At 73.0% G+C, this 25,081-nt stretch carries 21 protein-coding genes; 11 read left to right on the top strand and 10 right to left on the bottom strand.

Translation table 11 applies throughout. The features are described 5' to 3' along the window. Window positions 1-64 precede the first annotated feature (64 nt). The 3 genes from D3P35_RS10085 to D3P35_RS10075 all read left to right on the top strand — a co-directional run bounded on the left by D3P35_RS10085 (window position 65) and on the right by D3P35_RS10075 (window position 3,775). Window positions 65-997, top strand: coding sequence for a VOC family protein (locus D3P35_RS10085; RefSeq protein ID WP_118134591.1), 933 nt, complete (start codon window positions 65-67; stop codon window positions 995-997). A gap of 146 nt (window positions 998-1,143) precedes the next feature. Then, window positions 1,144-2,079: a pirin family protein gene (locus D3P35_RS10080; RefSeq protein ID WP_118134590.1), complete on the top strand. Its 936-nt coding sequence runs from the start codon at window positions 1,144-1,146 to the stop codon at window positions 2,077-2,079. A gap of 121 nt (window positions 2,080-2,200) precedes the next feature. Next, window positions 2,201-3,775 carry a sensor histidine kinase gene (locus tag D3P35_RS10075; protein WP_118134589.1) on the top strand — a complete coding sequence of 525 codons (1,575 nt, stop codon included), beginning with the start codon at window positions 2,201-2,203 and terminating at the stop codon, window positions 3,773-3,775. Window positions 3,776-3,841: 66 nt separating this feature from the next. Here the strand turns inward: D3P35_RS10075 and D3P35_RS10070 are convergent, their stop codons facing one another. The 3 genes from D3P35_RS10070 to D3P35_RS10060 all read right to left on the bottom strand — a co-directional run bounded on the left by D3P35_RS10070 (window position 3,842) and on the right by D3P35_RS10060 (window position 5,713). Beyond that, the gene (locus D3P35_RS10070; protein WP_118134588.1) at window positions 3,842-4,495 is read right to left on the bottom strand and encodes a MarC family protein; all 654 of its coding nucleotides are present in this window, start codon (window positions 4,493-4,495) and stop codon (window positions 3,842-3,844) included. Window positions 4,496-4,585: 90 nt separating this feature from the next. Further along, entirely contained in the window at window positions 4,586-4,948 is a 363-nt protein-coding gene (locus D3P35_RS10065; RefSeq protein WP_198670545.1) for a response regulator transcription factor, read from the bottom strand. 147 nt (window positions 4,949-5,095) lie between these two features. Next, window positions 5,096-5,713, bottom strand: a complete 618-nt coding sequence (locus tag D3P35_RS10060; protein WP_118134586.1) for a response regulator transcription factor — start codon at window positions 5,711-5,713, stop codon at window positions 5,096-5,098. A gap of 305 nt (window positions 5,714-6,018) precedes the next feature. Between D3P35_RS10060 and D3P35_RS10055 the strand changes: the two genes are divergently transcribed. From D3P35_RS10055 to D3P35_RS10045, 3 genes are read left to right on the top strand one after another with little or no spacing between them, the layout of a single operon-like run. After that, entirely contained in the window at window positions 6,019-7,356 is a 1,338-nt protein-coding gene (locus D3P35_RS10055) for a cytochrome c (RefSeq protein ID WP_198670544.1), read from the top strand. After that, window positions 7,353-8,003, top strand: coding sequence for a (2Fe-2S)-binding protein (locus tag D3P35_RS10050; RefSeq protein WP_118134584.1), 651 nt, complete (start codon window positions 7,353-7,355; stop codon window positions 8,001-8,003). Before D3P35_RS10055 ends, D3P35_RS10050 begins: the two co-directional genes overlap by 4 nt. Further along, window positions 8,003-10,273, top strand: coding sequence for a molybdopterin cofactor-binding domain-containing protein (locus D3P35_RS10045; RefSeq protein ID WP_118134583.1), 2,271 nt, complete (start codon window positions 8,003-8,005; stop codon window positions 10,271-10,273). Before D3P35_RS10050 ends, D3P35_RS10045 begins: the two co-directional genes overlap by 1 nt. Window positions 10,274-10,578: 305 nt before the next feature. On the opposite strand, the gene D3P35_RS10040 is transcribed toward D3P35_RS10045, so the two are convergent. Further along, window positions 10,579-11,463 (bottom strand): LysR family transcriptional regulator, encoded by an 885-nt coding sequence (locus D3P35_RS10040; RefSeq protein ID WP_118134582.1) that lies wholly within the window; start codon window positions 11,461-11,463, stop codon window positions 10,579-10,581. Window positions 11,464-11,577: 114 nt separating this feature from the next. Here D3P35_RS10040 and D3P35_RS10035 point away from each other — a divergent pair, with 114 nt between their 5' ends. Both D3P35_RS10035 and D3P35_RS10030 read left to right on the top strand, forming a co-directional pair. Beyond that, window positions 11,578-12,786, top strand: a complete 1,209-nt coding sequence (locus D3P35_RS10035) for an MFS transporter (protein ID WP_232830452.1) — start codon at window positions 11,578-11,580, stop codon at window positions 12,784-12,786. Between the two features lies 1 nt (window position 12,787). Next, the gene (locus D3P35_RS10030; protein WP_118134581.1) at window positions 12,788-13,903 is read left to right on the top strand and encodes an FAD-dependent monooxygenase; all 1,116 of its coding nucleotides are present in this window, start codon (window positions 12,788-12,790) and stop codon (window positions 13,901-13,903) included. 60 nt (window positions 13,904-13,963) lie between these two features. Here D3P35_RS10030 and D3P35_RS10025 read toward each other — a convergent pair whose 3' ends face one another. The 6 genes from D3P35_RS10025 to D3P35_RS10000 all read right to left on the bottom strand — a co-directional run bounded on the left by D3P35_RS10025 (window position 13,964) and on the right by D3P35_RS10000 (window position 19,141). Beyond that, complete coding sequence (locus tag D3P35_RS10025; protein ID WP_118134580.1) at window positions 13,964-14,482, bottom strand: Dps family protein; 519 nt, start codon at window positions 14,480-14,482, stop codon at window positions 13,964-13,966. A 170-nt stretch (window positions 14,483-14,652) separates the two neighbouring features. Next, entirely contained in the window at window positions 14,653-15,270 is a 618-nt protein-coding gene (locus D3P35_RS10020) for a helix-turn-helix domain-containing protein (protein WP_118134579.1), read from the bottom strand. Between the two features lie 332 nt (window positions 15,271-15,602). Then, complete coding sequence (locus D3P35_RS10015) at window positions 15,603-16,316, bottom strand: GntR family transcriptional regulator (protein ID WP_118134578.1); 714 nt, start codon at window positions 16,314-16,316, stop codon at window positions 15,603-15,605. Between the two features lie 50 nt (window positions 16,317-16,366). Then, window positions 16,367-17,647: a TRAP transporter large permease gene (locus tag D3P35_RS10010; RefSeq protein ID WP_118134577.1), complete on the bottom strand. Its 1,281-nt coding sequence runs from the start codon at window positions 17,645-17,647 to the stop codon at window positions 16,367-16,369. Beyond that, on the bottom strand, window positions 17,647-18,123 hold the full coding sequence (locus tag D3P35_RS10005; protein ID WP_118134576.1) for a TRAP transporter small permease: 477 nt from the start codon (window positions 18,121-18,123) through the stop codon (window positions 17,647-17,649). The genes D3P35_RS10010 and D3P35_RS10005 overlap by 1 nt, the downstream gene beginning before the upstream one ends. A 22-nt stretch (window positions 18,124-18,145) precedes the next feature. After that, the gene (locus tag D3P35_RS10000; RefSeq protein ID WP_118134575.1) at window positions 18,146-19,141 is read right to left on the bottom strand and encodes a C4-dicarboxylate TRAP transporter substrate-binding protein; all 996 of its coding nucleotides are present in this window, start codon (window positions 19,139-19,141) and stop codon (window positions 18,146-18,148) included. Here D3P35_RS10000 and D3P35_RS09995 point away from each other — a divergent pair. The 3 genes from D3P35_RS09995 to D3P35_RS09985 all read left to right on the top strand — a co-directional run bounded on the left by D3P35_RS09995 (window position 19,131) and on the right by D3P35_RS09985 (window position 24,686). Then, entirely contained in the window at window positions 19,131-20,099 is a 969-nt protein-coding gene (locus D3P35_RS09995) for an SMP-30/gluconolactonase/LRE family protein (protein WP_157982092.1), read from the top strand. The two genes, D3P35_RS10000 and D3P35_RS09995, sit on opposite strands and share 11 nt — an antisense overlap. A 309-nt stretch (window positions 20,100-20,408) precedes the next feature. Then, the gene (locus tag D3P35_RS09990; protein ID WP_118134573.1) at window positions 20,409-21,530 is read left to right on the top strand and encodes an efflux RND transporter periplasmic adaptor subunit; all 1,122 of its coding nucleotides are present in this window, start codon (window positions 20,409-20,411) and stop codon (window positions 21,528-21,530) included. A 3-nt stretch (window positions 21,531-21,533) separates the two neighbouring features. Further along, the gene (locus D3P35_RS09985) at window positions 21,534-24,686 is read left to right on the top strand and encodes an efflux RND transporter permease subunit (RefSeq protein ID WP_118134572.1); all 3,153 of its coding nucleotides are present in this window, start codon (window positions 21,534-21,536) and stop codon (window positions 24,684-24,686) included. Window positions 24,687-25,081 lie beyond the last annotated feature (395 nt).

Here is a 25,081-nt window from a genome sequence, read left to right as displayed (position 1 = left end):
CGCTGGCCCATCTTCACTGCAGCACACAGGAACAGCCGGCCAGGCCGGCAGCCAGGAGGACAAAATGGACAGCAAGATCAACGGCCTGCATCACGTGACCTCGATCGCGTCCAGCGCCCAGGCCAACTCGGACTTCTTCACCAAGACCCTCGGCCTGCGCCGGGTGAAGAAAACCGTCAACTTCGACGCGCCGGACACCTACCACCTCTATTACGGCGATGCCGCCGGCACGCCCGGCTCGGTGATGACCTACTTCCCGTTCCGCGGCGTCGGCCAGGGCCGGCCGGGCACGGGCGAGGTTGGCACCACGCTCTTCTCGGTGCCCGAGGGCAGCCTGGGCTACTGGAAGCAGCGCCTCGCGGGGCAGGGGGTTACCGGCCTCGCGGAGGAAACCCGCTTCGGCGAGCGCCGCCTGCGCTTCGACGGGCCGGACGGCGACGGTTTCGCCCTCGCCGAGATCGCCGGCGACACCCGCCCGGGCTGGACCGGCAACGGCGTGAGCGGCGATGACGCGGTGCGCGGCTTCTCCGGCGCCAGCCTGCGGCTGCGCGACGGCCGGGCCACGGGCGAACTGCTCGAGTTCATGGGCTACCGCCGCCTCGCCACCGAGGGCGACGTGACCCGCTACGCCATCGAGGGCGGCAACGGTGCGAACACCGTCGACCTCGAGGTGCTGCCGGGCGCCGACCGGGCGCTGCAGGGCGCGGGCTCGGTGCACCACATCGCCTTCTCGGTGCCCGACCGCGCCGCCCAGGCCGAGGTGCGCCGCAGCCTGATGGACACCGGCTACCAGGTCACCCCGGTGATCGACCGCGACTATTTCTGGGCGATCTACTTCCGCACCCCCGGCGGCGTGCTCTTCGAAGTCGCCACCGCCGAGCCCGGCTTCGACCGCGACGAGCCGGCCGAGCACCTCGGCGAGGCGCTGAAGCTGCCCCGCCAGCACGAGGCGCTGCGCGACCGGATCGAGGCCTACCTCGACCCGATCACCGACTGACCGGCCAGCCGGACCGACCAGCCGACTGCCCACCGGCGGGCCCCTCCCGGGCCCGCCGACCAGAAGGCACATCCCGGGCCCCCCGGCCCGCCCGAGGGGCCCGACAGGCCCCGCCTGACATACCCCGACAGGAAGGACACGAACCCATGAGCTGGAACCCCACCCAGTCCCCCGACTGCCCCGAGGCCGGCGCGCTCGACGCGCTGGAGACGCTGATCATCCCCCGCGCGCGTGATCTCGGCGGCTTCGAGGTGCGCCGCGCGCTGCCCGCCCCCGCCCGCCAGATGGTCGGCCCCTTCATCTTCTTCGACCAGATGGGCCCGGCCGAGTTCCTCACCGGCGGCGGCATCGACGTGCGCCCCCACCCGCATATCGGCCTCGCCACCGTCACCTATCTCTACCGCGGCGAGTTCCAGCACCGCGACAGCCTGGGCACCGACCAGATGATCTACCCCGGCGAGGTGAACTGGATGATCGCCGGCAACGGGGTCACCCATTCCGAGCGCACCAGTGCCGCGATGCGGGCAAACCCCGGCGCGCTCTACGGCATCCAGACCTGGGTCGCGCTGCCCGAGGCGCACGAGGAAACCGGTGCCGCCTTCGAGCACCACGGCCGCGAGGCCCTGCCGATGCTGGAGGAGCCGGGCAAGTCCGTCCGCCTCATCCTCGGCGAGGCCTGGGGCGCCCGCGCCCCGGTGAAGACCTTCTCGGAGACCTTCTACGCCGATGCCGTGCTCGCCGCCGGCGCCATGCTGCCGCTGCCCGACAACCACGAGGACCGCGGCGTCTACGTGACCGAGGGCAGCATCTCGGTGGCGGGCCAGGTGTTCGAGGCCGGCCGCATGATGGTGTTCCGCCCCGGTGACGCCATCACCCTCACCGCGGGCCCCCTCGGCGCCCGGGTGATGGTGCTGGGCGGCGAAACCCTCAACGGCCCGCGCTACATCTCGTGGAACTTCGTCGCCTCCTCGCAGGAGAAGATCGACGCGGCCAAGGAGGCCTGGCGCCAGGGCGATTTCGAACACGGCCGCTTCCGCCTGCCGCCGGGTGACGACGCCGAACATATACCTCTGGCTGAATAGGCAGTGCCCCCGGGCATGGTCTACCATCGCGTTGACCAACCCCGCGGACCGCCGCCGCCCCCCTCCCGCACGGGCCGGGGGGCGCTGGCGGCCCCGGGCCAACCGACGCCGGAACCCACGCATGCCGCAGTTTTCCCCCCCGGGGCCCCGCTCACGAAGGATCCGCATCGCCGCCACGGTCGCGATGATGGCGGCGATCTTCGCGGTCGACACCTTCACCCCGCTCAAGAGCGCGGTGGCCACGCTCTACATCGTGGCGCTCATCCTGCTCACCAGCGATTACCGGCCGGTGAACGTGCTGCGCTGGGGCCTCGCCTGCGCCGCGCTCACCGTCATCGCCTTCCTCGCGGTGCACGGCGACTGGGACGACGACATCAGCTCGGTGCTGCGCATGGTCTTCAGCCTCGCGGCCATCGGCGTGGCCACGCTGCTCATCCGCCGCGCCCAGCACACCTATTCCACCCTGCAGCGCTCCGAGCAGCGCTACCGCACCACCTTCAACACCGTGGCCGTGGCGATCTGCGAATATGACTTCCGCCCCGTGGCCGAGGCGGTGGCCGAGCTGCGCGCCCGCGGCGTGAGCGACATCGCCGGCCATCTCGCCGCGCATCCCGACACGGTCGAACGCATCCGCCGCTCCGTCCGCCTCGCCGACGTGAACCACACCGCGCTCCGGCTCTTCGGCTTCCCCGATGCCGCCGGCTTCCGCCAGTACCGCGACGAGTTCCTGCCCGGGCTCGGCCCCCGCTTCGCCGACTGCATCCTCGCGGTCGCCGAGGGGCGGGGGGACCTGAGCATCGAAACCCGGGTCGAGCGCCGCGACGGCCAGCTCCTCGACGTGATCGTGGCCTTCTCGCTCGATGCCGGCAGCGCGCTCGACCGCGTGCCCTGCTCCATGCTCGACGTGACCGAGCGCCGCCGGCTCGGCGCGGCGGTGGAGGAGGCGCGCGGCCGGCTCGAGCGCGCCCATCGCGCCACGGTGATGGCCCAGGTCTCCGCCTCCATCGCCCACGAGATCAACCAGCCGCTCTCGGCCATCCGCAGCTATGCCGGGGCGGCGCACCGCTGGCTGTCGCGCCCCGAGCCCGACCTCGGGGAGGTCAACACCGCGCTCACCGCCGTCGTCGCCTCGGTGCAGCGCGCCGACGAGGTGATCCGCCGCATCCGCGCCATCACCGGCAAGCCGGCGGCCGAGACCAGCTCGCGCATCGGGCTCGACGGGCTGCTGGCCGAGGTGCCCGCCCTCGTCGCCGGCGAGGCGGCGCGCCACGGCGGCAGCCTCGTGGTCTCGCCCGCGGCCCCCGGCGCCGAGATCACCGGCGACCGCATCCTCCTCCAGCAGGTGCTGATCAACCTCGTCTCCAACGCCTTCCAGGCGATGGACGGCCAGCCCGGCCCGCGCCGGGTCGAGATCGCCACCGCCCGCCGCCCGGAAGGGGCGGTCATCGAGGTGCGCGACACCGGGCCCGGCCTGCCGGAAGACTTCGCCGCCCGGGCCTTCGAGCCGTTCCAGACCACCAAGCCCGACGGGATGGGCGTGGGGCTCGCGATCTGCGAATCGGTGGTCGAGCGCCACGGCGGCCGGCTCACCCTCACCTCCGCGCCGGGGCAGGGCGCCACCGCGCGCGTCACCCTGCCGCTGGCGGGAGAGGAGGCCTGCGCGCCCCCGGCCGCCACCGAACCCGCCTCCGCCTGAGACGGGGCGGGGTCAGGCGCGGGGGTCAGGCACGGGGGGTCACGCAGGGAGGGAAGACGCGGGGGCCTAGTGCCCCCCGCTCGCCTGCGGCAGGATCTCGAGCATGCGCAACCCGGTCACGAAGAGCTGCACCGCGACGGCGGTGAGCAGGATGCCGAACACGATCTCCGACACCACGAGCGAGGTGGGGTTGATGCGCTTCGCGATCTTGTCGATGTTGGAAAAGATCACGTAGTCCAGCGCCCCCACCAGCAGCACGAGCCCCAGCACCAGCGCCGAGGCCGCCCAGGATTCGGCGCTGTCGGAGGCGATGATGAGGATGGTCATGCCCACGGGGTTGAACAGGTAGGGCACCGCCAGCGGGTAGATGGCCATCTTCTCGAGCTTCTCGGGCACGAGATGGCTTTCCTTGACCACCTCCTCGCCCGGCCCCAGCGCCATGCGCATCGCGATCAGCGCCAGGATGATGCCGCCGGCCACCGCCACCGCCCCGGAGGTGATGTGCAGCAGCCGCAGCAGCAGCGCCCCGGCCAGGAACACCACCACGGCCGAGGCCACCGCCGTGCGCACCATCAGCCGGCCCACGGCGCGCTGTTGCTCCGGCGTGGCCCCGCGGGTCTTTTCCAGGAAGGGAACGAGCGCGATCTTCGGCCCCAGCCCGACGAGCAGCAGGAGCAGCAGCGTCGCCACCAGTTTCAGATCAATAGTCGAAAAGTCCAAGGGCAACCTCCGCAAGTCACTTTCGACAACTGCGGAATACACACTGCCTGCGCTTTCCGAAAACTCAAAGAAGAATCCGCGCCGGCCGCCTCAGTGCTCCAGCGCGCTTTCCAGCAGGCCCAGCAGGCGCTCCTCGTCCACCGGCTTGTCGAGCACGGCCAGCGCGCCGTCGCTCAGCGCGCGGCTCCGCAGCGGGTCGGAGAGGAAGGCGGTCATCAGGATGAAGGGCACGTCACAGGCGCGGCCGCGCAGTTCCTCCAGCAGCTCCAGCCCGGAGCGGCCCGGCATCCGGTAGTCGCTCAGGATGCAGTCCACCTCCCGCGGCGCACCGGCGAAGAACTCCTCGACGGAGGCATAGAGAAGGGTGCGGTACCCGACGGAGCGGAGAAGGCTGGCGGTGGCGGCACGTACATGGTCGTCATCATCCAGGACAGCTATGAGAGACTGGGTCACGATCTGCTTTCATTCCAGGGGCGCGCCCCGCGAACGCTTTCAGGGGTGAATATGAGCCGGCGGGCTCCCGGCTTCATCCTATACTTGCGTTTACTGCCGGCCCGGAAAGCGCCAACACCCTGACCTGAAAGGCGAAATCGCCGCGCCTCAGCCCCCGCGCAGCGCCTCGGCGATGCGGACCAGCTCGGCCACGGAGCGGGCTTCCATCTTCCGCATCATCGAGGAGCGGTGCAGCTTCACCGTGATCTCGGCCAGGCCCAGCTCGCCGGCGATCTGCTTGTTCAGCAGCCCGCGCACCACGCCCTCCATCACCTCGCGCTCGCGCGGGGTGAGCGTGTCGGCGCGCGCGCGCAGCGCCGCCACCGCGCCCTCCTGCTCGCGCCGGGCGCGGTGGCGCTCCAGCGCGGCATCCACCGCGTCGAGCATGTCCTGGTCGCGGAAGGGCTTGGTGAGGAAGTCCACTGCGCCCGCCTTCATCGCCTGCACGGTCATCGGGATGTCGCCGTGCCCGGTCATGAAGATCAGCGGGATGCCCGAGCCGCGCTCCACCAGCCGCTGCTGCAGCTCCAGCCCGCCGATTCGCGGCATGCGGATGTCGGCGATGATGCAGCTCACCCCCTCGGGCATCGGCGCCTCCAGCAGGTCCGCCGCGCTCTCGCAGGGCCGGGTCTGCAGCCCGACCGAGCGCAGCAGGCTGTCGATCGCCCCGCGCACCTGCGGATCGTCGTCGACGATCACCACGATATCGCTCTCCGGCTCGGTCATGCTCTGCCTGCGCGGTGCCGCGCATCCCTTCTGGTGTGTTGCCTGCAAACCGCTGGGCTTGCGTACAAGCCCTTCATCGGCAGGGCATTTAGACACAAGCGACAAGGTGACGCCACCGCGTCTTCGCCCTCCGCGCCGGGGGTGCCGCAGCGGCACCCCCGAGCCCCGCTCTCACCGCCGCCCGCCCGGCGCCCGCGCTCCTCCCCCCGGCCCGTCCCCCCTCCCGGACGGCCGGACGCCCGATGGCCGGCCCCCGCGCCGGCCGCCCCTCCTGCCCCCCGGGCAGCCCGCCACGGAGACACGCAATGTCACCCACAGCCCGCCCCGGCCCGTCCCGGCGCCGCTCCCGGATGCTGCTCGCCGCCGGCACCGCCCTCGGGCTCGCCGTCGGCGCGGCGCTGGCGCTCGCCCTCGTGCTCCGCCCCGCCATCGCCCCGATCACCCCGCCCGGGCGTGATGCCTTCGCCCCCGATCTCGTGCGCCGCGGCGCCGGGCTCGCCGCGCTGGGAGACTGCGCGGTCTGCCACACCGCGCCGGGCGGGGCGGCGCTCGCCGGCGGCCGGGCGCTGCCCACGCCCTTCGGCACGCTCTACTCCGACAACATCACCCCCGACCCCGCCACCGGCATCGGCACCTGGTCGGAGGCCGCCTTCGCCCGCGCCCTGCGCGAGGGGGTCGACCGCGAGGGCCGCCACCTCTACCCCGCGCTCCCCTACGAGCATTTCACCCATGTGACCGACGCCGACGTCTCCGCCCTCTACGCCTTCCTGATGACCCGCAGGCCGGTGCGGGCCCCGGCGCCGGAAAACGAGCTCATCTTCCCGCTCAACTTCCGCCCGCTCCTCGCCGGCTGGAAGCTGATGTTCCTGCACGAAGGCGGCATCGCCCCCGATCCCGCCCGCTCCGCCGCCTGGAACCGCGGCGCCTACCTGGTGCAGGGGCTCGGCCATTGCGGCGGCTGCCACAGCCCGCGCAACCTCGCCGGGGCGGAGGAGGGCGGGGCCCCCTTCGCCGGCGGCAGCGCCGAGGGCTGGGACGCCCCGCCCCTCGACGCGTCAAACCCCGGCGCCGCGCGCTGGAGCGAGGCCGCCCTCACCGCCTATCTCTCCACCGGCGCCGCGCCGGGCCACGGCGCCGCCGCCGGCCCCATGGGCCCGGTCACCCACGGCCTGTCGCAGGTGCCCCCCGAAGACGTGGCGGCCATCGCCACCTACATCGCCTGGAGCCTCTCGGGCGGACAGGGCGGGGCAACACCCCCCAGGGCCGCCGCCACCGCCCCGGCCCCCGCCGCCCGCGCCGCCGCCGCCGCGAGGGCCGAGCCGGAAGGCGCCACGCTCTTCGCCGGGGCCTGCGCCGGCTGCCACGGCGCCGGCGCGCCGATGGCGGGGCAAGGCCGCCCCGACCTCTCGCAGATGACCGACCTCGCCGCCCCGGGCCCGGCCAACACCCTGCGCGCGATCCTCGGCGGCATCGAGCCGCCGGTGGACGGCCGCGGCCCGAAGATGCCCGGCTTCGCCGACAGTTTCACCGACCCCCAGGTCGCCGCACTCACCCGCTACCTGCGCGCCCGCTACAGCGCCGACGCGCCCTGGCCCGACCTCGCCCCCGCCATCCGCACCGCCCGAGAGGAGCTCTCCCGATGACCGTATCGCTTACCGTCAACGGCACCGCCCATGACATCGCCAGCCCGCCCGACACGCCGCTGCTCTACGTGCTGCGCGACGAGCTGGGCCTGAACGCGGCGAAATACGGCTGCGGCCTCGGCCAGTGCGGCGCCTGCACCGTGCATCTCGACGGCCGGGCGATCTTCTCCTGCGTCACCCCGCTCGCCGCCGCCGCCGGCCGCCGCGTCACCACGCTCGAGGGTCTGGGCGGGCCGGACAGCATGAACCCCCTGCAACAGGCCTTCCTCGACGAGCAGGCCGCCCAATGCGGCTACTGCATCGCCGGGATGATCATGCGCGCCCAGGCCCTGCTCGACGTCACGCCCCACCCGGACGAGGCCACCATCCGCGCCCACATGCAGCCCAACCTCTGCCGCTGCGGCACGCACATGCGCATCCTGCGCGCCATCCGCCGCGCCGCCCGCCCCGCCGGCGCCACCCGGGCCGACGCCCTGCCGGCCGCACCCGGCCCGCGCACCGCCAGCGCAACCGCCAGCGCCGCCCCGGCGCACACCGCCCCTGCCTCCGACCACCCCGCAGCCGCCACCCCCTGTGCCGCCACCGAGGCCGGCCTGCCGGTCTGCGCCCTCGACATGCGGCAGCTCGACGCCGGGGAGGAGCTGTGATGTCCCGCCCCATCCCCGCCGGCCCCGTCCTCACCCGCCGCGGCCTGCTCGCCGCCGGCGGCCTGCTGGTCACCGTCGCCCTCGCGCCGCGCGCCTTCGCCGATGCCGGGGGCGAGGGCGGCGCCGGCCCGGCCGTGCTGCGCCCCGAGCTGCCCGGCAGCCTGAAATCCACCCCCGGCCTCGCCGCCTGGATCCATATCGACGCGGCAGGCCGCGCCACGGTGTTCTCGGGCAAGGCCGAGCTCGGCCAGGGCATCCGCGGCGCGCTGCTGCAGGTGGTGGCCGAGGCGCTCGACATGCCGCCCCCCGCCATCACCCTCGTCTCCGCCGACACCGGCCGCGTGCCCGACGAGGGCCTCACCGCCGGCTCGCATTCCATGCAGGACGGCGGCACGGCCCTGCTGATCGCCGGGGCCAACGTGCGCATGCTGCTGATGCGCGAGGCCGCCCGCCAGCTCGCCCTCCCCGAGGCCGGGGTCGAGACCACCGGCCGCGGCGTGGTGGCGGCGAAGGACGGCCGCGTGCTCGGCTACGGCCCGCTCGCCGCCGCCCTCTCCCTCGAGGTGGAGGCGGTGGCGAACCCGCCCCTGCGCGCCCCCGCCAGCTACCGCAGCATGGGCCGCGACATCCCCCGCCCCGACATCCCGGCCAAGCTCACCGGTGGCGAGGCCTTCGTGCAGGACCTGCGCCTGCCCGGCATGCTGCACGCCCGCCTGGTGCGCGGGCCGAGCTACGGCACCAGCCTCACCGCGCCCGACATGGCGGCCGCCCGCGCCGCCCCGGGCGTCGCCGGCGTGGTGGAGCGCGGCGGCTTCCGCGCCGTGGTCGCCGACACCGAGTGGCAGGCGATCACCGCCATGCGCCTCGCACAGCGCTCGGCCTCCCGGCGCGACCTCGGCCCCCTGCCCGCCGGGCAGGGGCCGGACGTGCTGCGCGCCATGCCCTCGCGCCGCATCAACGTCGAGGGCCTGCCCGGCGCCTCGTCCCGCGGCGGGCCCCGGCGCCTCGTGTCGAACTACAGCCGCCCCTGGCTCAGCCACGGCTCCATCGGCCCGTCCTGCGCGGTGGCGCTGCTGAAGGACGGCGCGCTCACCCTCTGGTCGCACAGCCAGGGCGTGTTCGACATGCAGCGCGCCACGGCCGAGCTCGTCGGCCTCCCGCCCGAGCGCGTGCGCGTCATCCACACCCCCTCCGCCGGCTGCTACGGCCAGAACGGCGCCGATGACGTCACCGCCGAGGCCGGGCTCATCGCCATGGCCTTCCCCGGCCGGCCCGTGCGCCTGCAATGGATGCGCGAGCAGGAATTCGGCTGGGAGCCCTGCGGCTGCGGCATGACCACCCGGCTCGAGGCCTCGCTCGACGCCGCCGGCCACATCGCGAGCTGGAAACACGAGGTCTGGAGCAACGCGCACAACAACCGCGCCACCGACGCCTCCGGCTATCTCGCCGCCCACGAGCTCGACCCCGCCCTCGCCTGGCCCGAGCAGAAACCCATCCCGATGCCCGAGGGCGACGGCGACCGCAACGCCAACCCGCTCTACGCCTTCGCCAACATGGAGGTGCGCTACCGCTTCGTGCCCGAGCCGGTGCTGCGCGCCTCGGCCCTGCGCTCGCTCGGCGGCCATCTCAACGTCTTCTCCATCGAATCGATGCTCGACGAGCTCGCCGCCCTCGCCGGCACCGACCCGCTCGCCTTCCGCCTCGCCCACATGGACGACCCCCGCGCCCGCGACGTGATGATCGCGGCCACCGACCGTTTCGGCTGGGCCCGCCGCCCGCGCGGCAACGGCCGGCGCGGCTGCGGCATGGGCTTCGCGCGCTACAAGAACCTCGGCGCCTACTGCGCCGTGGCGATGGAAGTGGAGGTCACGCCCGAGACCGGCGCCGTCTCGGTGCTGCGGGTGGAGGCGGCGGTGGACGCCGGCCAGCCCGCCAGCCCCGACGGCATCCGCAACCAGGTGGAGGGCGGCATCGTCCAGTCGCTGAGCTGGGCACTGCGCGAGGCCGTGACCTTCGACAGCGAGAAGCGCACCAGCTTCGACTGGGGCAGCTACCCGATCCTGCGCTTTGCCGACGTGCCCGGCTCCGTCAGCGTCCACGTGCTCGCGCGCCCGGGCCAGCCGTTCCTCGGCGCGGGCGAGACCGCCCAGGGCCCGGCCAGCGCCGCCCTCGCCAACGCCATCGCCGACGCAACCGGCCTGCGCCTGCGCCACATGCCCTTCACCCCGGCGCGGGTGAAATCCGCCCTCGGCCCGCTCTACCCGGGATGACCCGGCCGCCGCGCCACTGCCGCGGGGCGCCCCCGCCTCTCCCCGCCGGTCCGGCACCGGCAGGTCTCTCCGCCAGCCGGCATCGGCCGTCCCCTGCTCCGGCCGTCGCAAGCGGGCCCCCCCGCCAGCCGGCCCCGGCGGCTCTCCCGGCGTCGGGCCAGCCACATCGCCCTCCGCTCCCCTCCGATCGGGGCGGGGGCGCCACCTCCCCGCAGAGCGCCCACCGCGCGCGGGCGCGCGCGCACTCACGTCTCGCGCGCGGGCTCAAACATCCCCCGCCTGCAGCCCGGCCGGGCGCGGGAAGGCTACCTCGCCCCCTCGGCCAGCCGTGCCGAGAGTGCTGCGAGGAAGGCGCGCACCTTCGGCGGCACCATGCGCGCCGTGGGGGTGACGGCCCAGATCCCCAGCGCCTCGGGCACCGCGTCCTCCAGCGGCAGGGGGATGAGCCGGCCGGCGGCCAGCTCCTCCTCCACGTACCACTCCGAGAGGTTGGCGATGCCGAGCCCGCCGAGACAGGCCGCGTGCAGCGCCTCCAGCGCCGTGGCGCTGAACGGCCCGCGCACCGGCTGGCGCACCCGGCCGCCGGGGCCGGTGAAATCCCAGTGCGTCGCGCCGCTGCTCACCAGGCAGGCGTGCCGGCCGAGATCGGCGATGCGCCGCGGCGCCCCGGCGCGGGCGAGATATTCCGGTGCTGCCACGAGCACCCGCGCGCTGTCGCCCAGCCGCCGCGCCACCAGCGTGCTGTCGCGCAGGGGCGCGATGCGGATGGCAAGGTCGATGCCCGCGCCCACGATGTCGAGCACGCTGTCGGTCATCGCGAGGTCCACCCGCAGCCCCGGATGCGCGGCGAGAAACCCCGGCATCAGCGGCGCCACCACCCGGCGCCCGAAGGGCGCCGAGCAGGTGAGGCGCAGCAGCCCGCTCACCCCCGCGCCGGCCGGGCGCAGCGCCTCGCGCGCGCCGGCCTCCTGCTCCAGCATCGCCTCGGCCCAGGGCAGGAAGGCCTCGCCCTCCGGCGTGGGCGCAAGCGCGCGCGTCGTCCGGTGCACCAGCCGCACGCCCAGCTCGCGCTCCAGTGCCGCCAGCCGGCGCGAGGCCGCCATCGGCGTCAGCCCCAGCCGCCGCGCCGCCTCGGCCAGGCTGCCGCCCTGCACCGCCTCCACCAGCACCGCGAGGTCTCGCAGGTCCATTATATCGCCATCCGTTACACAGGCTTATCGATGCAGCACACTACCGCGCATTCCGTGCGTCTGCCACATCCGTCTCATCCCGAAGCCGCGGCCCGCGCCGCAGGAGACAGCCAGATGAGCATGCACGCACAGACCCTCCCGGCCGCGCCCGCGCCCGAACCCGCTTCCGCGGCCCTTGGCCGGGGGCTCACCCTCGCCATGGCGGTGGCCGCCGGCGCCGCGGTGGCCAACATCTACTACAACCAGCCGATGCTGGAGATCATGGAGGCCGACCTCGGCCCCGCCGGCACCAGCCTCGTGCCCACGGTCACCCAGCTCGGCTACGCGGCCGGGCTGTTCCTGCTCGTGCCGCTGGGCGACATCGTCGAGCGCCGGCGGCTGATCACCGTGCAGTTCCTCGTGCTCGCCGCCGCGCTGGTGGCGATGGCCAGCGCGCCGGGGCCGGTGATGCTGGTGGCGGCCGCCTTCCTCACCGGGCTTGCCGCCACCGTGGCCCAGCAGATCGTGCCGCTCGCCGCCCATCTCGCCCCGCCCGCGCGCCGCGGCGCCACGGTGGGCACGGTGATGGCCGGGGTGCTCTGCGGCATCCTGCTCAGCCGCACGCTGGCGGGCTTCGTGGGCAGCCACGCCGGCTGGCGCGAGATGTTCTGGCTCGGCGTGCCGGTGGCGCTCGGCGCGGCAGCCCTGATGGCCCGGCTGCTGCCGCAAAGCCCCGCCACCAGCACCGAAAGCTACCCCGCCGCCCTGCGCTCGCTCGCCACCCTGTGGCGCGCCCACCCCGGCCTGCGCCTCGCAGCCCTCACCCAGGCGCTGCTCTTCGCCGCCTTCATCGCCTTCTGGACCGTGCTCGCCTTCCGCCTGCAACAGCCGCGCTTCGGCCTCGGCGCCGAGGCGGCCGGGCTGTTCGGTGTGGTGGGCGCAGTCGGCATCCTCGCCGCGCCCCTCGCCGGGCGCATCGCCGACCGGCGCGGCCCGCACCGGGTGATCGCCCTCGGCGCGGCGCTCACCCTCGCCGCCTGGGCGCTGATGGCGGCCTGGACCAGCCTCGCCGGGCTGATCGCCGGCGTCGTGCTGCTCGATTTCGCGGTGCAGAGCGCGCTGGTGTCGAACCAGCACGTGATCTTCGCCCTCGCGCCGCAGGCCCGCGCCCGGCTCAACACGCTGTTCATGGGGGCGATGTTCCTCGGCGGCGCCTTCGGCTCGGCCGCGGGCTCCGCCGCCTGGGCCTTCGGCGGCTGGGGCGGGCTTGCCGCCTTCGGCATCGCCGCCGCCGGGCTCGCCACGTTGCTGCAGCTCCGCAGCCTCTCGAAGAAGGATATCTGACATGCGCATCGTCATCGCAGGCGGCTCCATGGCCGGGCTCTTCGCCGCCGCCCTCCTCGCGCGCGCCGGCCACACGGTCGACGTGTTCGAGCGCTCGCGCCACGGGCTCGCCGGCCGCGGCGCCGGGCTGGTGGCGCAGGGCGAGGTCGGCGCCCTCCTCGGGCGGATCGGCCGGGCCGACGCGGCGCGCGTCGGCGTCACCGCCTCCGAGCGCATCATCCTCGGCGACGACGGCAGCATCGCCCACCGCGACCCCATCCCGCAGATGCAGATCTCCTGGGACCACCTCTACACCGTGCTGCGCGAGGAGGTGCCCGAGGCCAGCCACCACACCGGCATCGCCGTCACCGCCGCCACCGAAGACGGCCGCGTCACCCTCTCCGACGGCCGCACCCTCGAGGCCGACCTCGTGATCGGCGCCGACGGCATCGGCTCGGCCCTGCGCGCCGCGGTGGCGCCGGGGGCAGGGGGGCCGCGCTACGCCGGCTACGTCGCCTGGCGCTTCCTCATCCCCGAGGCGGCCCTGCCCCCCGCGGCGCGGATGCTCTCCGGCCGCTTCGCCTTCCACCATGCCGAGGGCGCCCAGGCGCTCGGCTACCTCGTGCCCGGCCCGGCGGGCGAAACCGCCCCCGGCGCGCGGCGCTACAACGCCGTGTGGTACCGCCGCGCCGCCGATCTCGCCGCCACGCTCACCGATGCGGACGGCCGCCGCCACCCGTTCTCCCTCGCCCCCGGCCAGCTCCCGGCCGCGGCGCGCGCCCGGCTGGTGGCCGCGGCACGCGCCGCGCTGCCGCCGGCCTTCGCCGCGGTGGTGGCGGCCGAGCCCGCGCCCTTCGTGCAGGCGATCTTCGACATGGACACCCCGGCGATGGCCCGCGGGGCGCTCGCGCTGATCGGCGACGCCGCCTTCGTGGTGCGCCCGCATACCGCGATGGGCGTGGCCAAGGCCGCGGGCGACGCGATGGCCCTCGCCGACGCGCTCTCCCCCCCGCCGGCCCCCGCCGCCCTGCCGGGGGTGCTCGAGGCCTGGGCCCGCCCGCGCCTGCGCTTCGGCCGGGCGGTGCTCACCCGGGGCCTGCGCCTCGGCGCGGCGCTCGAGCCGCAGCCCGCCGCCTGAGCGCCACGCAAAAAGGCCCCGCCCGGCGCGCAGCCGGGCGGGGCCCTCCCGGCGGGGTGCTCAGCCCTGGTGACGGCCGGTCTCGAACAGCATCCAGATGCGGGTCTCCGCCTCGTCGATCCAGGTCTCCAGCAGGCTCGCGGTGGCCACGTCGCCATACTCGTCGCAGACCGCGTGCAGCCCGCGCAACCGCGCGGCGAGGTCGGTGTTGTCGGAGCGCAGCTCGGCCAGCATGTCGGCGGGGGTCACGTAATCCGCCTCGTTCTCGGCGATGCGCGCCTGGCCCGCCACCTGCGTCACCGACCGGATGGTGGTGCCGCCCAGCTTGCGCACCCGCTCGGCCACCGGGTCGATCATCTCGCCGAGGCTCTCGGCCTGGCCGTCGAACAGCAGGTGATAGTCGCGGAAATGCGGCCCCGACACGTGCCAGTGAAAGTTCTTCGTCTTCATCCACAGCGTGATGACGTCCGCCAGCACCGCGGTGAGCGCCGCGGAAATGTCGCGCCGCGCTTCCGACCCCAGGGCGGTGGGCGTGGCGAGCGCCGCCTGGCGCTTCTGGTGCAGCAGGGTGTCGTTCATCTCGGTATCCTCGCGAAACAGGCGGGCCGCGCACATCGCGACGCGCTATGGTGCCGGCCCAGCATGCGCCCGCGGCGCCGCCCGGTCTTGGCAGTTTGCCGCCCGGCTTGCACCGGTCGCGCGGCGGCCGGCAGGCAGGCCGGGAAGGGGAGAGCCGGGCAGGCCCGGGCTCAGCAGGCCCGGTGGGCGCGGCGCCACACGAAGGGGGTATCGCCCACGAACTTGCGGAACAGCCGGGTCATGTGCGCCTGGTCGGTGAAGCCGCAGGCACAGGCCAGCTCGCCCAGCGGCTCCTCGGTGGTGAGCATCAGCGTCTGCACCTGCCGCACCCGCTTGCGGATCACGAAGGTATGCGGCGTCTCGCCGGTGCTCACCTTGAAGGCGCGGGAGAAATGCCCGGCGCTCAGCCCCACCTCGCGGGCCAGCGTCTCCACCGGGATGCTCTCGGAGACATGCGCCTCCACGAAGCGGGTCACCCGGTTCACCTGCCACTGGGCCAACCCGCCGCGCAGCGGGGCGGCCGGCGCCGGCGTGCCGCACTCGGGCAGCAGCAGGCTCTCGGTGTCAACGGCCTCGGGCGCGGGCTCCAGCAGGCTCGCCAGCTCGTCGAGGCAGAGCCGGGCGCGGCGCGGGTCGGCCTCCAGGGCGGCGCGCGCCCGGGTCAGCAGGTCGCCCAGGGCCCGGGGCGAGGCGGGGACGGGCGCTGCAGGGACGGGCGCGGCGGCAGGAACGGGGCGGGAAGAAACGCGCGGGGCCTGCTGCGCTGCGGCATGGGAGAGAGTGAACATCGATGTCCTCCTGTTCGGTGACTGCCTGCCCATGATCCCCATCCGGGCGCGCAGACGGAATTGAACGGCGGGACATCGGTTTCGTGTTCTGGGATAGAACGCTCATACCATGGTTTAGACTTGCTGCCCGGGAGGTGGGGGCGGCAGCGCCCTCCGGCACGCAATGGCCGGATAATCAACGTTATGTTGACTGATCCGGCGTCCCCGCCCGCAGGCCGCATTCGATTCAAATTTTCTGAAAATCCGCGGAAAACTTGATGCGAATTGGCAAGGCCCCGCAAGGAACCGCAAATTTCCGCCAAAGTTTTGTACGAATGCGTCGCACCGCCGCGTCAGGTGAAGAAGGCGCCGTTCTCGCGCACGATCTCGGGCAGCCGCTCGATGGTACCGGAGAGATGCAGGCGCATCGCCTCCGTGGCGGCGGCCGGATCGCCGGCGGCGATCGCCTCCACCACGGCGCGGTGGCCCTCGAGCACGGCGCGCATCTTGCCCTTGCGCGGCAGGTCGAGCGAGCGCACCCGCGCGAGATGGCCGCAACGCGCGGTCACGTGGCGGTGCAGGTCGAGCTGGTCGGCCGCGGCGAAGAGCGCCTCGTGGAAGGCCTCGTCGAGCTGCTTGAACAGCTCGATCTGCTCCACCTCGCCGGCCAGCGCCTCCTGCATCTTGAGCATGCCGCGCAGCTTCACCGCCGCCGCCCCGTCGCCCTGCAGCGCCAGCACCCGGGCCACCTCGCATTCCACCGCCGCGCGCAGGAAATGCTCCTCGCGCAGCCGGTCGCGGTCGATGCGGGTGACGAGGGTGCGCGACTGCGGGTAGGAGCGCACCAGCCCGTCGCCCTCCAGCCGCAGGATGGCCTCGCGCACCGGGCTCTGGCTCACGCTGAAGGCCTGGGCGATCTCGGCCCGCACCAGGGCCGAGCCGGGCGGCAGCTCGAGCGACACGATCCGCCCCCGCAGCGCCTCGTACACCCTCGCGGAGGCCGGCACATGCGCGCTCACCCCCTCGCGCGGGGCCGGCATGTCGGTGGAAAACGGGTTCCTGTTCATCGCGTTGCGCCTCCCGGCCGCAGGGTCGTCGAGCTGCCGAAGCTGCGGGCTTACATCAGCCTGTCGGGCAAGAAAAGCGACAAGCCCGGCACCGCGATCAGCAGGGCGAAGAACAGCACCATCACCGCGAAGAAGATCACCGAGGCGCGGCTGAACGCCCCCATCTTCACGTCGAGCACCCCGCAGACGGTGAACATGATCACCCCCACCGGCGGCGTGAGCCCGCCGAAGTTGATCAGCGTCACGATGAGGATGCCCATGTGCACCGGGTCATAGCCCGCGTGCACCAGCGCCGGCATCACGATGGGGGTCACCAGCAGGATGTTGGCCGCCCCCTCCAGGAACATGCCGCTCACCACCAGCAGCACCACGATCAGCAGCAGCACCGAGAGCGGGTCGGAGGTGAGCGAGGTGACGAATTCGGTGATCTGCTGCGGCCCGCGCTCGATGGTCACGGCGTAGCCCAGTACGCCCGCCATCATGATCAGCAGCATCACCATGCCGAGGTCCGACACCGAGTGGCGCAGCGCGTCGACGAAGCGCGCCCAGGTGAGCTCGCGGTACACGAACACCCCCACCGCGAGCGCGTAGGCCACCAGGAAGGCGCCGGCCTCGGTGGCGGTGAAGAAGCCGAAGCGGAAGCCCACGATCAGGATCACCGGGAAGGCCAGCGCCCAGACCGACTCGAGGAAGGACGCGCCCAGCTCGCGCGCCGAGGGCAGCGTGGCGGCATCCGCCGCGTAGCCGTTGCGCTTCGCCACCCCCCAGGTGGTCACCATCAGCACCAGCGTGAGCGCGATGCCCGGCAGCACCCCGGCGAGGAACAGCCGCCCGATCGACACCTCGTTGATGAAGCCGAACAGGATCAGCCCGATCGAGGGCGGGATGGTGGCGGTGATGATCGAGCCGAAGGCGATGATCGCCGCCGTCATCGCCTTCGAGTAGCCCTGCGCGATCATCGAGGGCCCGAGCAGGCGCGATTCCATCGAGGCATCCGCCACCGCCGAGCCCGAGATGCCGCCCATCATGAAGCTCAGCATGATCGACACCTGCGCGAGCCCGCCCGCCATCCAGCCGGTGAGCAGCCGCGCGAAGCGCACCAGCCGCTCGGTGATGCCGGTGGCGTTCATCAGGTTTCCCGCGAGGATGAAGAACGGCACCGCCAGCAGCGGGAAGCTCTGCGTCGCCGTCACCATCTTCTGGATGGCGATGGTGGGCGGCATGGTGCCGGTGAGCACGAACACCGGAATGGCCGAGAGCGCCAGCGCGAAGGCCACCGGCATGCCCATCAGCAGGAACAGCACGAAAAGCGCGAGGATGAGCAGCAGCATCAGGTCACGTCCTCCTCGCGCGGGGCGGGCGCCGGCGCGCCGCGAAAGCCGGCGGCGATCTGCACCAGCATGGTGCGCAGCATCAGCCCGAGGCCGAGCACCATCGAGGCGTGCACCCATGAGCCGTGCATCTGCGTCGCCCCCTCCAGCCGCGGGTGCATCAGCACCATGTTGCGCCAGGCGTAGACCAGCAGGAAGCCCAGCAGCCCCGCCAGCACCAGACCGTTGAGCAGCATGAGCCAGCGCCGCGCCGCCTCCGGCAGCATGTCCGGCACCAGCGCCAGGCCGAAGTGCCGGCCGTCCTGCAGCGCGAGGTCGGCCGCCAGCATGGCGAGCCAGGCGAAGAGCAGCTGCGCCACCTCCACCGACCAGATGATCGGCGTGCCCCGCACCCGGGCGACCGAGGCCGCCCCGATCAGCACCACCACCGCGACGAGCAGCGTCGCGGCGGCGGCATATTCGATGCGTCGGAACATCACGCGTCCCCCTCCCCCGCGCTCAGCGGCCCAGCACCTTGTCCACCTCGGCGGCCTCGGCCTCGAGGTTGAGCGTCGCATAGACCGGCTTCACCGCCTCCTTGAAGGGCGCGGGGTCGATCTCGCGCACGCTCACGCCGGCGGCGGCGATCTTCTCCAGCGCCTCCTTGCCCTGCTCGATGGTCAGGCCCGAGGCATAGCGGCCGTCCTCCACCGCGAGCTTGCGGATGATCTCCTGGTTCTCCGGCGAGATGTCGTCCCAGGCATCGGCCCCCACCACCAGCGCGGTCACCAGCTGGATGTGGTTGGTGAGCGTCACGTCCTTCACCACCTCGTAGAGCTTGGCGCCCCAGATGGCGGTGGGCTGGGCCTCGGCGGCGTCGATGGTGCCGAGCTGCAGCGCCGAGTACACCTCGCCCCAGGCGATGGGCGTGGGCTCGGCCCCCATGGCGCGGATGGTCTCGATCCACACCGGCGCGCCGATGGTGCGCATGCGCACGCCGGCGAGGTCGGCCGGCGTGTCCACCGGCATCTGGGTCAGCGCCTGGCGCGCGCCCTGGTACCAGTTGGAGGCGAGCATCACGAGCCCGGCCTTCTCCTTCAGCTCCTCGCCCCAGCCCAGGTAGGCCTCCGACAGCGCGAAGCGGTCCGCCTCCTCGTAGCTGTCGAAGATGAACGGCGCCGACATGATGGCGAGCGAGGGCACGAAGCTCGACAGCCGCGCCACGTCGGTCACCGTGCCCACGTTGGCGCCGGCGCGGGCCTGGTCGATCATCTCGGTGGTGTCGCCGAGCTGGGAGTTGTGGAACACGTCCACCTCCACCGCGCCGCCCGTGGCCTCCTTCACGTCGGCGGCGAATTTCTCCAGCCCCTGCCCCATCGGGTCGGAGGGGGCGAGCACGGTGCCGATGCGCAGCACGGTCTGGGCGGCGGCGGGGCCGGCAAGCGCCCCTGCCCCCGCGAGCGCGAGGGTCGAGACGGCGGCGGCGACACCGAGGCGCCTGGCAATGGAAAGCATGGTCTTCCTCCCGTGTAATTATGATTTTTCCGCAACTGATATTTTTGTTGCGCTCGGATACTGGGTCTGCGATCACTGGCCTGTCAACCGGTTTCTGCATGCCCCGCCCCGAGGAGGAGCCCCCCTGCCCCCGTCCCCCGGCCTGAGCTTCACCCCCGCCAGCGACACCACGGCCGAGCTGGGCGAGAGCCCGTTCTGGTGCCCCCTCGAGGGCTGCCTCTGGTGGGTCGACATCGCCGGCCGCCGCCTGCTGCGCACCGACCCCGCCAGCGGCGCCACCGCCGCCTGGCCCACGCCGGAGGAACCGGGCTTCGTGGTGCTCACCGGCCCGGGCGCGCCGGCTGTGGGCATGGAGAGCGGCATCTTCGCCTTCTCCCCCGGCACCGCCCGCTTCACCCGCATCCTGCCCCTCGAGGCCCCCGGCACCCGGTTCAACGACGCCACGGTCGATGCCGCCGGCCGGCTCTGGGCCGCGACGATGGACATCACCGTCACCCGCCCGCTCGGCGCGCTCTACCGCTTCGGCCCGGAAGGGCCCGAGCGCCTGCTCGACGGGCTCTCCACCCCCAACGGGCTCGCGGTCGACGCCGGGCTCACCCGGCTCTGGCTGTCGGATTCCCACCCCTCCCAGCGCCATGTCTGGACCCTGCCGCTCACCGGTGCCGCGCCCGGGCCCCGCCGGCCCTTCGCCACCCTCGCCGGCCCCGACGGCCGCCCCGACGGTGCCGCCATCGACAGCGCCGGCGATTACTGGATCGCGGGGGTGGACGGCGGCGCCCTGCATGTCTTCGCGCCCGACGGCACGCACCGCGCCCGCCATGCCACCCCCTCGGCCACGCCCACCAAGCCCGCCTTCGCCGGGGGCCGGCTGTTCCTCACCGCCAAGCACGGCCCCCTCGCGGCCGCGGCCCTCGCCGCCCCGGTGCCCCCCCTGCCCTACTGGAAACCCGCAGCCTGAGCCGCGGCGCCCCGCCGCCTCGCGCAGCCTGAGCCGCGGCGCCCCGCTGCCCCGGCCCACGAGCCGGGGCCTCGCGCCGCCCGGCCTCCGCGCCACCCCCGCGCCCCCCGTTCAACCGCGGGGTTGCCGATTTCCCCCCGCACCGCGCGCGGCTCTGCTATGCTGCGCGTGAGCCCGGCTGCCCGGGCGAGTGGAGGTCAATTCCGCACCTCATCGGGAGAAACTTCTTGATCAGCGACGGGCGCTCCGTGCATCTGTCGCGAAATCCTGCACCTGTCCAGAAGCTTGCAAGACTCGAGGATGTATTCGATGCGCCACAATATCGCCACTTTCTGCCTTTTTCTTGCCCTGTTATTCGCCTGCTTCCTGCCGCAGCCCTCCGCGGCGCAGCAATCCGGCGCGGCACCCGCCGCGGTGCCCGTCACCACCGTGCCGGCCGCGATGCAGGACGTCTCCCAGACCCTCGACGTCGTGGGCCGCATCGAGGCCACCGAGCGCGTTGAGCTGCGCGCCCGCGTCACCGGCTTCCTCGAGCAGGTGCTGTTCACCGACGGCACGGAGGTGAAGGAAGGCGACGTGCTCTACCGCATCGAGAAGGGCGAGTTCGAGGCGGCCGTGAACCAGGCCCAGGGCGCGCTGGCGCAGGACCAGGCGGCCCTGAAGCTCGCCCAGGTGCAGCTCGACCGCGCCCAGCAGCTCGCCGATCGCGATGCCGGCACCGTCGCCCGGCGCGACGAGGCCCAGGCCTCCGCCGACGAGGCCGCCGGCCGCATCACCTCCGACGAGGCCGCCCTCGCCAAGGCGAAGATCAACCTCGGCTACACCGAGATCACCGCCCCCATCTCCGGGCGCATCGGCCGCACCGCGGTCACCAAGGGCAACGTGGTGGGGCCGGACAGCGGCGTGCTCACCACCATCGTCTCGGAAGACCCGATCTACGTCACCTTCCCCATCAGCCAGCGCGTGCTGCGCGCCTACCGCATGGCGGGCGGAGACCCCAAGGGCGCCGGCGACATCGCCGTGCAGCTCGGCTTCTCCGACGGCACCACCTACGCCCAGACCGGCACCATCGACTTCCTCGACGTCTCGGTCTCCCGCTCCACCGACACCGTGCTCGCCCGAGCGGTGATGCCCAACCCCGACGGCGCCCTGCGCGATGGCGAGCTGGTCACCGTCAACCTCTCCGAGAAGACCCCGGAGGAGAAGATCGTCATCCCCCAGTCCGCCCTGCTGTCGGACAAGGACGGCATCTACGTCTTCACCGTGACCGACGGCAAGGCGACCCAGGCGCGGCTCAAGCTCGGGCCCCAGCACGGCACCGGCGTGGTGGTCGAGAGCGGGCTCTCCGAGGGCGACCAGGTGATCACCGAGGGGCTCGAGCGGGTGCAGCCCGGCGCGCCCGTCTCCGCCGCTCCGGCCGGAAAGTCCTGATCCATGCTCTCAAGCCTCTTCGTCGACCGCCCGCGCTTCGCCATCGTCATCGCCATCGTCACCACCATCGCCGGGCTGCTCTCGCTCATGTCGATCCCGGTGGCGCAATACCCCGACATCGTGCCGCCGCAGGTGCAGGTCTCGGCCTTCTACCCCGGCGCCTCCTCCCAGGTGGTGGAGGAAACCGTCGCCCAGCCCATCGAGGCCCAGGTGGTCGGCGTCTCCGACGCGATCTACATGAAATCGGTCAGCGGGGACGACGGCACCTACACGCTCACCGTCTCCTTCGAGCTCGGCACCGACCCCGACATCAACACGGTCAACGTGAACAACCGCGTGCAGGTCGCCACCTCCAAGCTGCCCGACGAGGTGCAGCGCAGCGGCATCACGGTGAAGAAGAAATCCTCCGCCCTGCTGGGCGTGATCGCCTTCTCCTCGCCGAACGCCACGCATGACCCGCTGTTCCTGTCCAACTACGTCACCATCAACATCCTCGACCAGATCCGCTCCACCCCCGGCGTGGGCGACGCGATGCTCTGGGGCCCGCAGGACTACGCGATGCGGGTCTGGACCGACACCGACCGGCTCACCGGCCTCGGCCTCACCAACGCCGACATCGCCGCCGCCATCCAGTCGCAGAACGTGCAGGCGGCGGTGGGCCGCATCGGCGCCCGCCCGATCTCCGACGACCAGGCCCTGCAGTTCAACGTGCGCACCAAGGGCCGGCTCGCCACGGTGGAGGAGTTCGAGAACATCGTGCTGCGCACCAACCCCGACGGCTCGGTGCTCCGCCTCGGCGAGGTGGCGCGGGTCGAGCTCGGTGCGGCAAACCTCGACCGTTCCACCACCTTCAACGGCGGCGACGCGGCCGTGGTCGCCATCTACCAGGCCCCCGGCGCCAACGCCCTCGAGGCGCTCGATTCCGTGCGCGCCCAGGTGGGCGAACTGGCGAAATCCTTCCCCGAGGACATGGACTGGAAGGTCACCTACGACCCCACGGCCTTCGTCACCTCCACCATCGAGGAGGTGCAGAAAACCCTCATCGAGGCCTTCGTGCTGGTGGTCGCGGTGGTGTTCATCTTCCTCGGCAACTTCCGCGCCACGATCATCCCCACCGTCGCCGTGCCGGTGAGCCTGGTGGGCGCCTTCATCGCGCTCAACGCGCTCGGCTACTCGGCCAACTCCGTGTCGCTGCTCGCCCTCGTGCTCGCCATCGGCATCGTGGTCGACGACGCGATCGTGGTGGTGGAGAACGTCGAGCGGGTGATGGAGGAAAACCCCCATCTCAGCCCGGCCCAGGCCACCAAGCAGGCGATGCGCGAGATCACCGCGCCGATCATCGCCATCACCCTGGTGCTGCTCTCAGTCTTCGTGCCCATCGGCTTCATTCCCGGCATCTCGGGCGAGCTGTTCCGCCAGTTCGCGGTCACCGTCTCGGTGTCGATGGTGCTCTCGGCGATCAACGCGCTCACCCTCTCGCCCGCGCTCTGCGCCGTGCTGCTGCGCCCCTCGCACGGGCCCAAGCGCGGCATCATGGCCCGCGTCTCGCGCGGGATCGACGGGCTGCGCGACGGCTACGGCAACGTGGTGGTGCGCCTCGTGCGCGTCTCGGTGGTGGGGCTGCTCATCGCCGCGGTGGCCGGCGGGGCGATCTGGTCGATGATCAAGGTCACCCCCACCGGCTTCCTGCCCTCCGACGACCAGGGCGGCTTCTTCATCGTGGTCCGCCTGCCCGACGGCGCCTCGGTCACCCGCACCTCGGAGGTGATCGCCCAGGCCGAGGCGATCCTGAAGCAGGAGGACGCCATCGAGGACATCACCTCGGTCACCGGGCTGAACTTCCTCGACGGCTACTCCCAGTCGAGCTCGGGCTTCATCGTGCTCACCCTCAAGCCCTTCGCCGAGCGCCCGGGGCCGGAGAACGGCACCGACGCGCTGATCGCCCGGCTGGGGCCCAAGCTCGCCACCATCCGCGGCGGCGCGGTGGTGCCGCTCGCCCCGCCCCCCATCGTCGGGCTCGGCACCGGCGGCGGCTTCACCTACATGATGAAGGACCAGGGCGGCGGCACGCCGGAGGAACTGGCCCAGGCCCTGCGCGGCCTCATCGTGGCGGCCAACCAGAGCCCCGACCTCTCGCGGGTGTTCTCCACCTACTCGGCCACCACGCCCTCGGTCTACCTCGACATCGACCGCGACAAGGCGCGCATCCTCGGGGTGAACATTTCCGACATCTTCACCCAGCTGCAGGCCGCGCTCGGCGGGCTCTACGTGAACGACATGAACCTCTACGGCCGCACCTGGCAGGTGCAGGTCCAGGCCGAGGCGGCCGACCGCGACAGCATCGACGACATCTACCGCATCAACGTGCGCTCCGACACGGGCGAGATGGTGCCGCTGCGCAGCCTCGTGGAGGTGCGCCCGGTGGTGGGGCCGCCGGCGCTCATCCGCTACAACAATGCCCGCGCCGTGACGGTGATGGGCGGGCCGGCGCCCGGTGTCTCCTCGGGCGAGTCGCTCGCCGCGATGGAGCAGGTGGCCGCCTCCACCCTGCCCGCCGGCTTCTCCGGCGAGTGGACCGACACCGCCTTCCAGGAGAAGCGCACCGAGGGCGCGCTGCCGGTGATCCTCGGGCTGGCGGTGCTCTTCGCCTTCCTGTTCCTCGTGGCGCTCTACGAGAGCTGGACCATCCCGATCCCGGTGCTGCTCTCGGTCTCGGTGGCGATCACCGGCGCGGTGGGGGCGCTGCTGATAGCCGGGCTGCCGCTCGACCTCTACGCCCAGATCGGCATGGTGGTGCTGATCGGCCTCGCGGCGAAGAACGGCATCCTGATCGTGGAGTTCGCCAAGGAGCAGCGCGAGCACGGCGTGCCGCTCCGACAGGCGGCGGCGGAGGGGGCGCGGCTGCGCTTCCGCCCGGTGATGATGACCTCGCTGGCCTTCATCCTCGGGCTCTACCCGCTGGTGACGGCCAGCGGCGCCTCCGAGCTCGCCCGGCGGGCGGTGGGCACGCCGGTGTTCGGCGGCATGATCTTCGCCTCGCTGCTGGGCATCTTCGCCATCCCGCCGCTCTACGTGTTCTTCCAGGGCCTGCGCGAACGCCTGCGCCCCGGCGCCCGCCCCAAGGCCCCGCCCGAGGAGACACCCCCCGCCGCCTGATCTCCCGCCGCCTGACCTGCCACACGGCCCGCCCTCCCCGGCGGGCCGTTTTCCTTTCCGTCCCGGCCCGGCCACGGCCGCCTCGCCGAGGGGGCTTCGCCCCCTCACCTCGACGGCCGTCGCACAGGGCCTTGCGGCCCTGCGCCGAGGCGGCCCCGCTGCGGCAGGGCCCCGGGCGGTGCGCCGCGGGCAGGTTTCGAAGTGGACGGTTGCAAGGGCCTGGTGCGAAGGATGACAGGGGGGGAACAGAGGCCCCCTGCCCCACCGGCCGCGACCGGTTCCGAGGCCCGCGAGGCGGCCACCCGTTGCCGGACCGGGGGACTCGTCGTTGCCACCGGCGGCCTGACGTCAAAGCCTGCCCGTTCGGGGCTCAGAAAGCGGCGGCGGAACCTGCC

The organism is Oceanicella sp. SM1341 (assembly GCF_003448965.1).
GTDB lineage: Bacteria > Pseudomonadota > Alphaproteobacteria > Rhodobacterales > Rhodobacteraceae > Paroceanicella.
This window is presented reverse-complemented; position numbering and strand designations above follow the sequence as displayed.

Bases quoted from the DNA above. Each gene is read 5' to 3' on its own strand.
- D3P35_RS10085 (WP_118134591.1), top strand. From the start codon at position 65: ATGGACAGCAAGATCAACGGCCTGCATCACGTGACCTCGATCGCGTCC.
- D3P35_RS10080 (WP_118134590.1), top strand. From the start codon at position 1,144: ATGAGCTGGAACCCCACCCAGTCCCCCGACTGCCCCGAGGCCGGCGCG.
- D3P35_RS10075 (WP_118134589.1), top strand. From the start codon at position 2,201: ATGCCGCAGTTTTCCCCCCCGGGGCCCCGCTCACGAAGGATCCGCATC.
- D3P35_RS10060 (WP_118134586.1), bottom strand. From the start codon at position 5,713: ATGACCGAGCCGGAGAGCGATATCGTGGTGATCGTCGACGACGATCCG.
- D3P35_RS10055 (WP_198670544.1), top strand. From the start codon at position 6,019: ATGTCACCCACAGCCCGCCCCGGCCCGTCCCGGCGCCGCTCCCGGATG.
- D3P35_RS10050 (WP_118134584.1), top strand. From the start codon at position 7,353: ATGACCGTATCGCTTACCGTCAACGGCACCGCCCATGACATCGCCAGC.
- D3P35_RS10045 (WP_118134583.1), top strand. From the start codon at position 8,003: ATGTCCCGCCCCATCCCCGCCGGCCCCGTCCTCACCCGCCGCGGCCTG.
- D3P35_RS10040 (WP_118134582.1), bottom strand. From the start codon at position 11,463: ATGGACCTGCGAGACCTCGCGGTGCTGGTGGAGGCGGTGCAGGGCGGC.
- D3P35_RS10035 (WP_232830452.1), top strand. From the start codon at position 11,578: ATGAGCATGCACGCACAGACCCTCCCGGCCGCGCCCGCGCCCGAACCC.
- D3P35_RS10030 (WP_118134581.1), top strand. From the start codon at position 12,788: ATGCGCATCGTCATCGCAGGCGGCTCCATGGCCGGGCTCTTCGCCGCC.
- D3P35_RS10025 (WP_118134580.1), bottom strand. From the start codon at position 14,482: ATGAACGACACCCTGCTGCACCAGAAGCGCCAGGCGGCGCTCGCCACG.
- D3P35_RS10020 (WP_118134579.1), bottom strand. From the start codon at position 15,270: ATGTTCACTCTCTCCCATGCCGCAGCGCAGCAGGCCCCGCGCGTTTCT.
- D3P35_RS10015 (WP_118134578.1), bottom strand. From the start codon at position 16,316: ATGAACAGGAACCCGTTTTCCACCGACATGCCGGCCCCGCGCGAGGGG.
- D3P35_RS10010 (WP_118134577.1), bottom strand. From the start codon at position 17,647: ATGCTGCTGCTCATCCTCGCGCTTTTCGTGCTGTTCCTGCTGATGGGC.
- D3P35_RS10005 (WP_118134576.1), bottom strand. From the start codon at position 18,123: ATGTTCCGACGCATCGAATATGCCGCCGCCGCGACGCTGCTCGTCGCG.
- D3P35_RS09995 (WP_157982092.1), top strand. From the start codon at position 19,131: ATGGAAAGCATGGTCTTCCTCCCGTGTAATTATGATTTTTCCGCAACT.
- D3P35_RS10000 (WP_118134575.1), bottom strand. From the start codon at position 19,141: ATGCTTTCCATTGCCAGGCGCCTCGGTGTCGCCGCCGCCGTCTCGACC.
- D3P35_RS09990 (WP_118134573.1), top strand. From the start codon at position 20,409: ATGCGCCACAATATCGCCACTTTCTGCCTTTTTCTTGCCCTGTTATTC.
- D3P35_RS09985 (WP_118134572.1), top strand. From the start codon at position 21,534: ATGCTCTCAAGCCTCTTCGTCGACCGCCCGCGCTTCGCCATCGTCATC.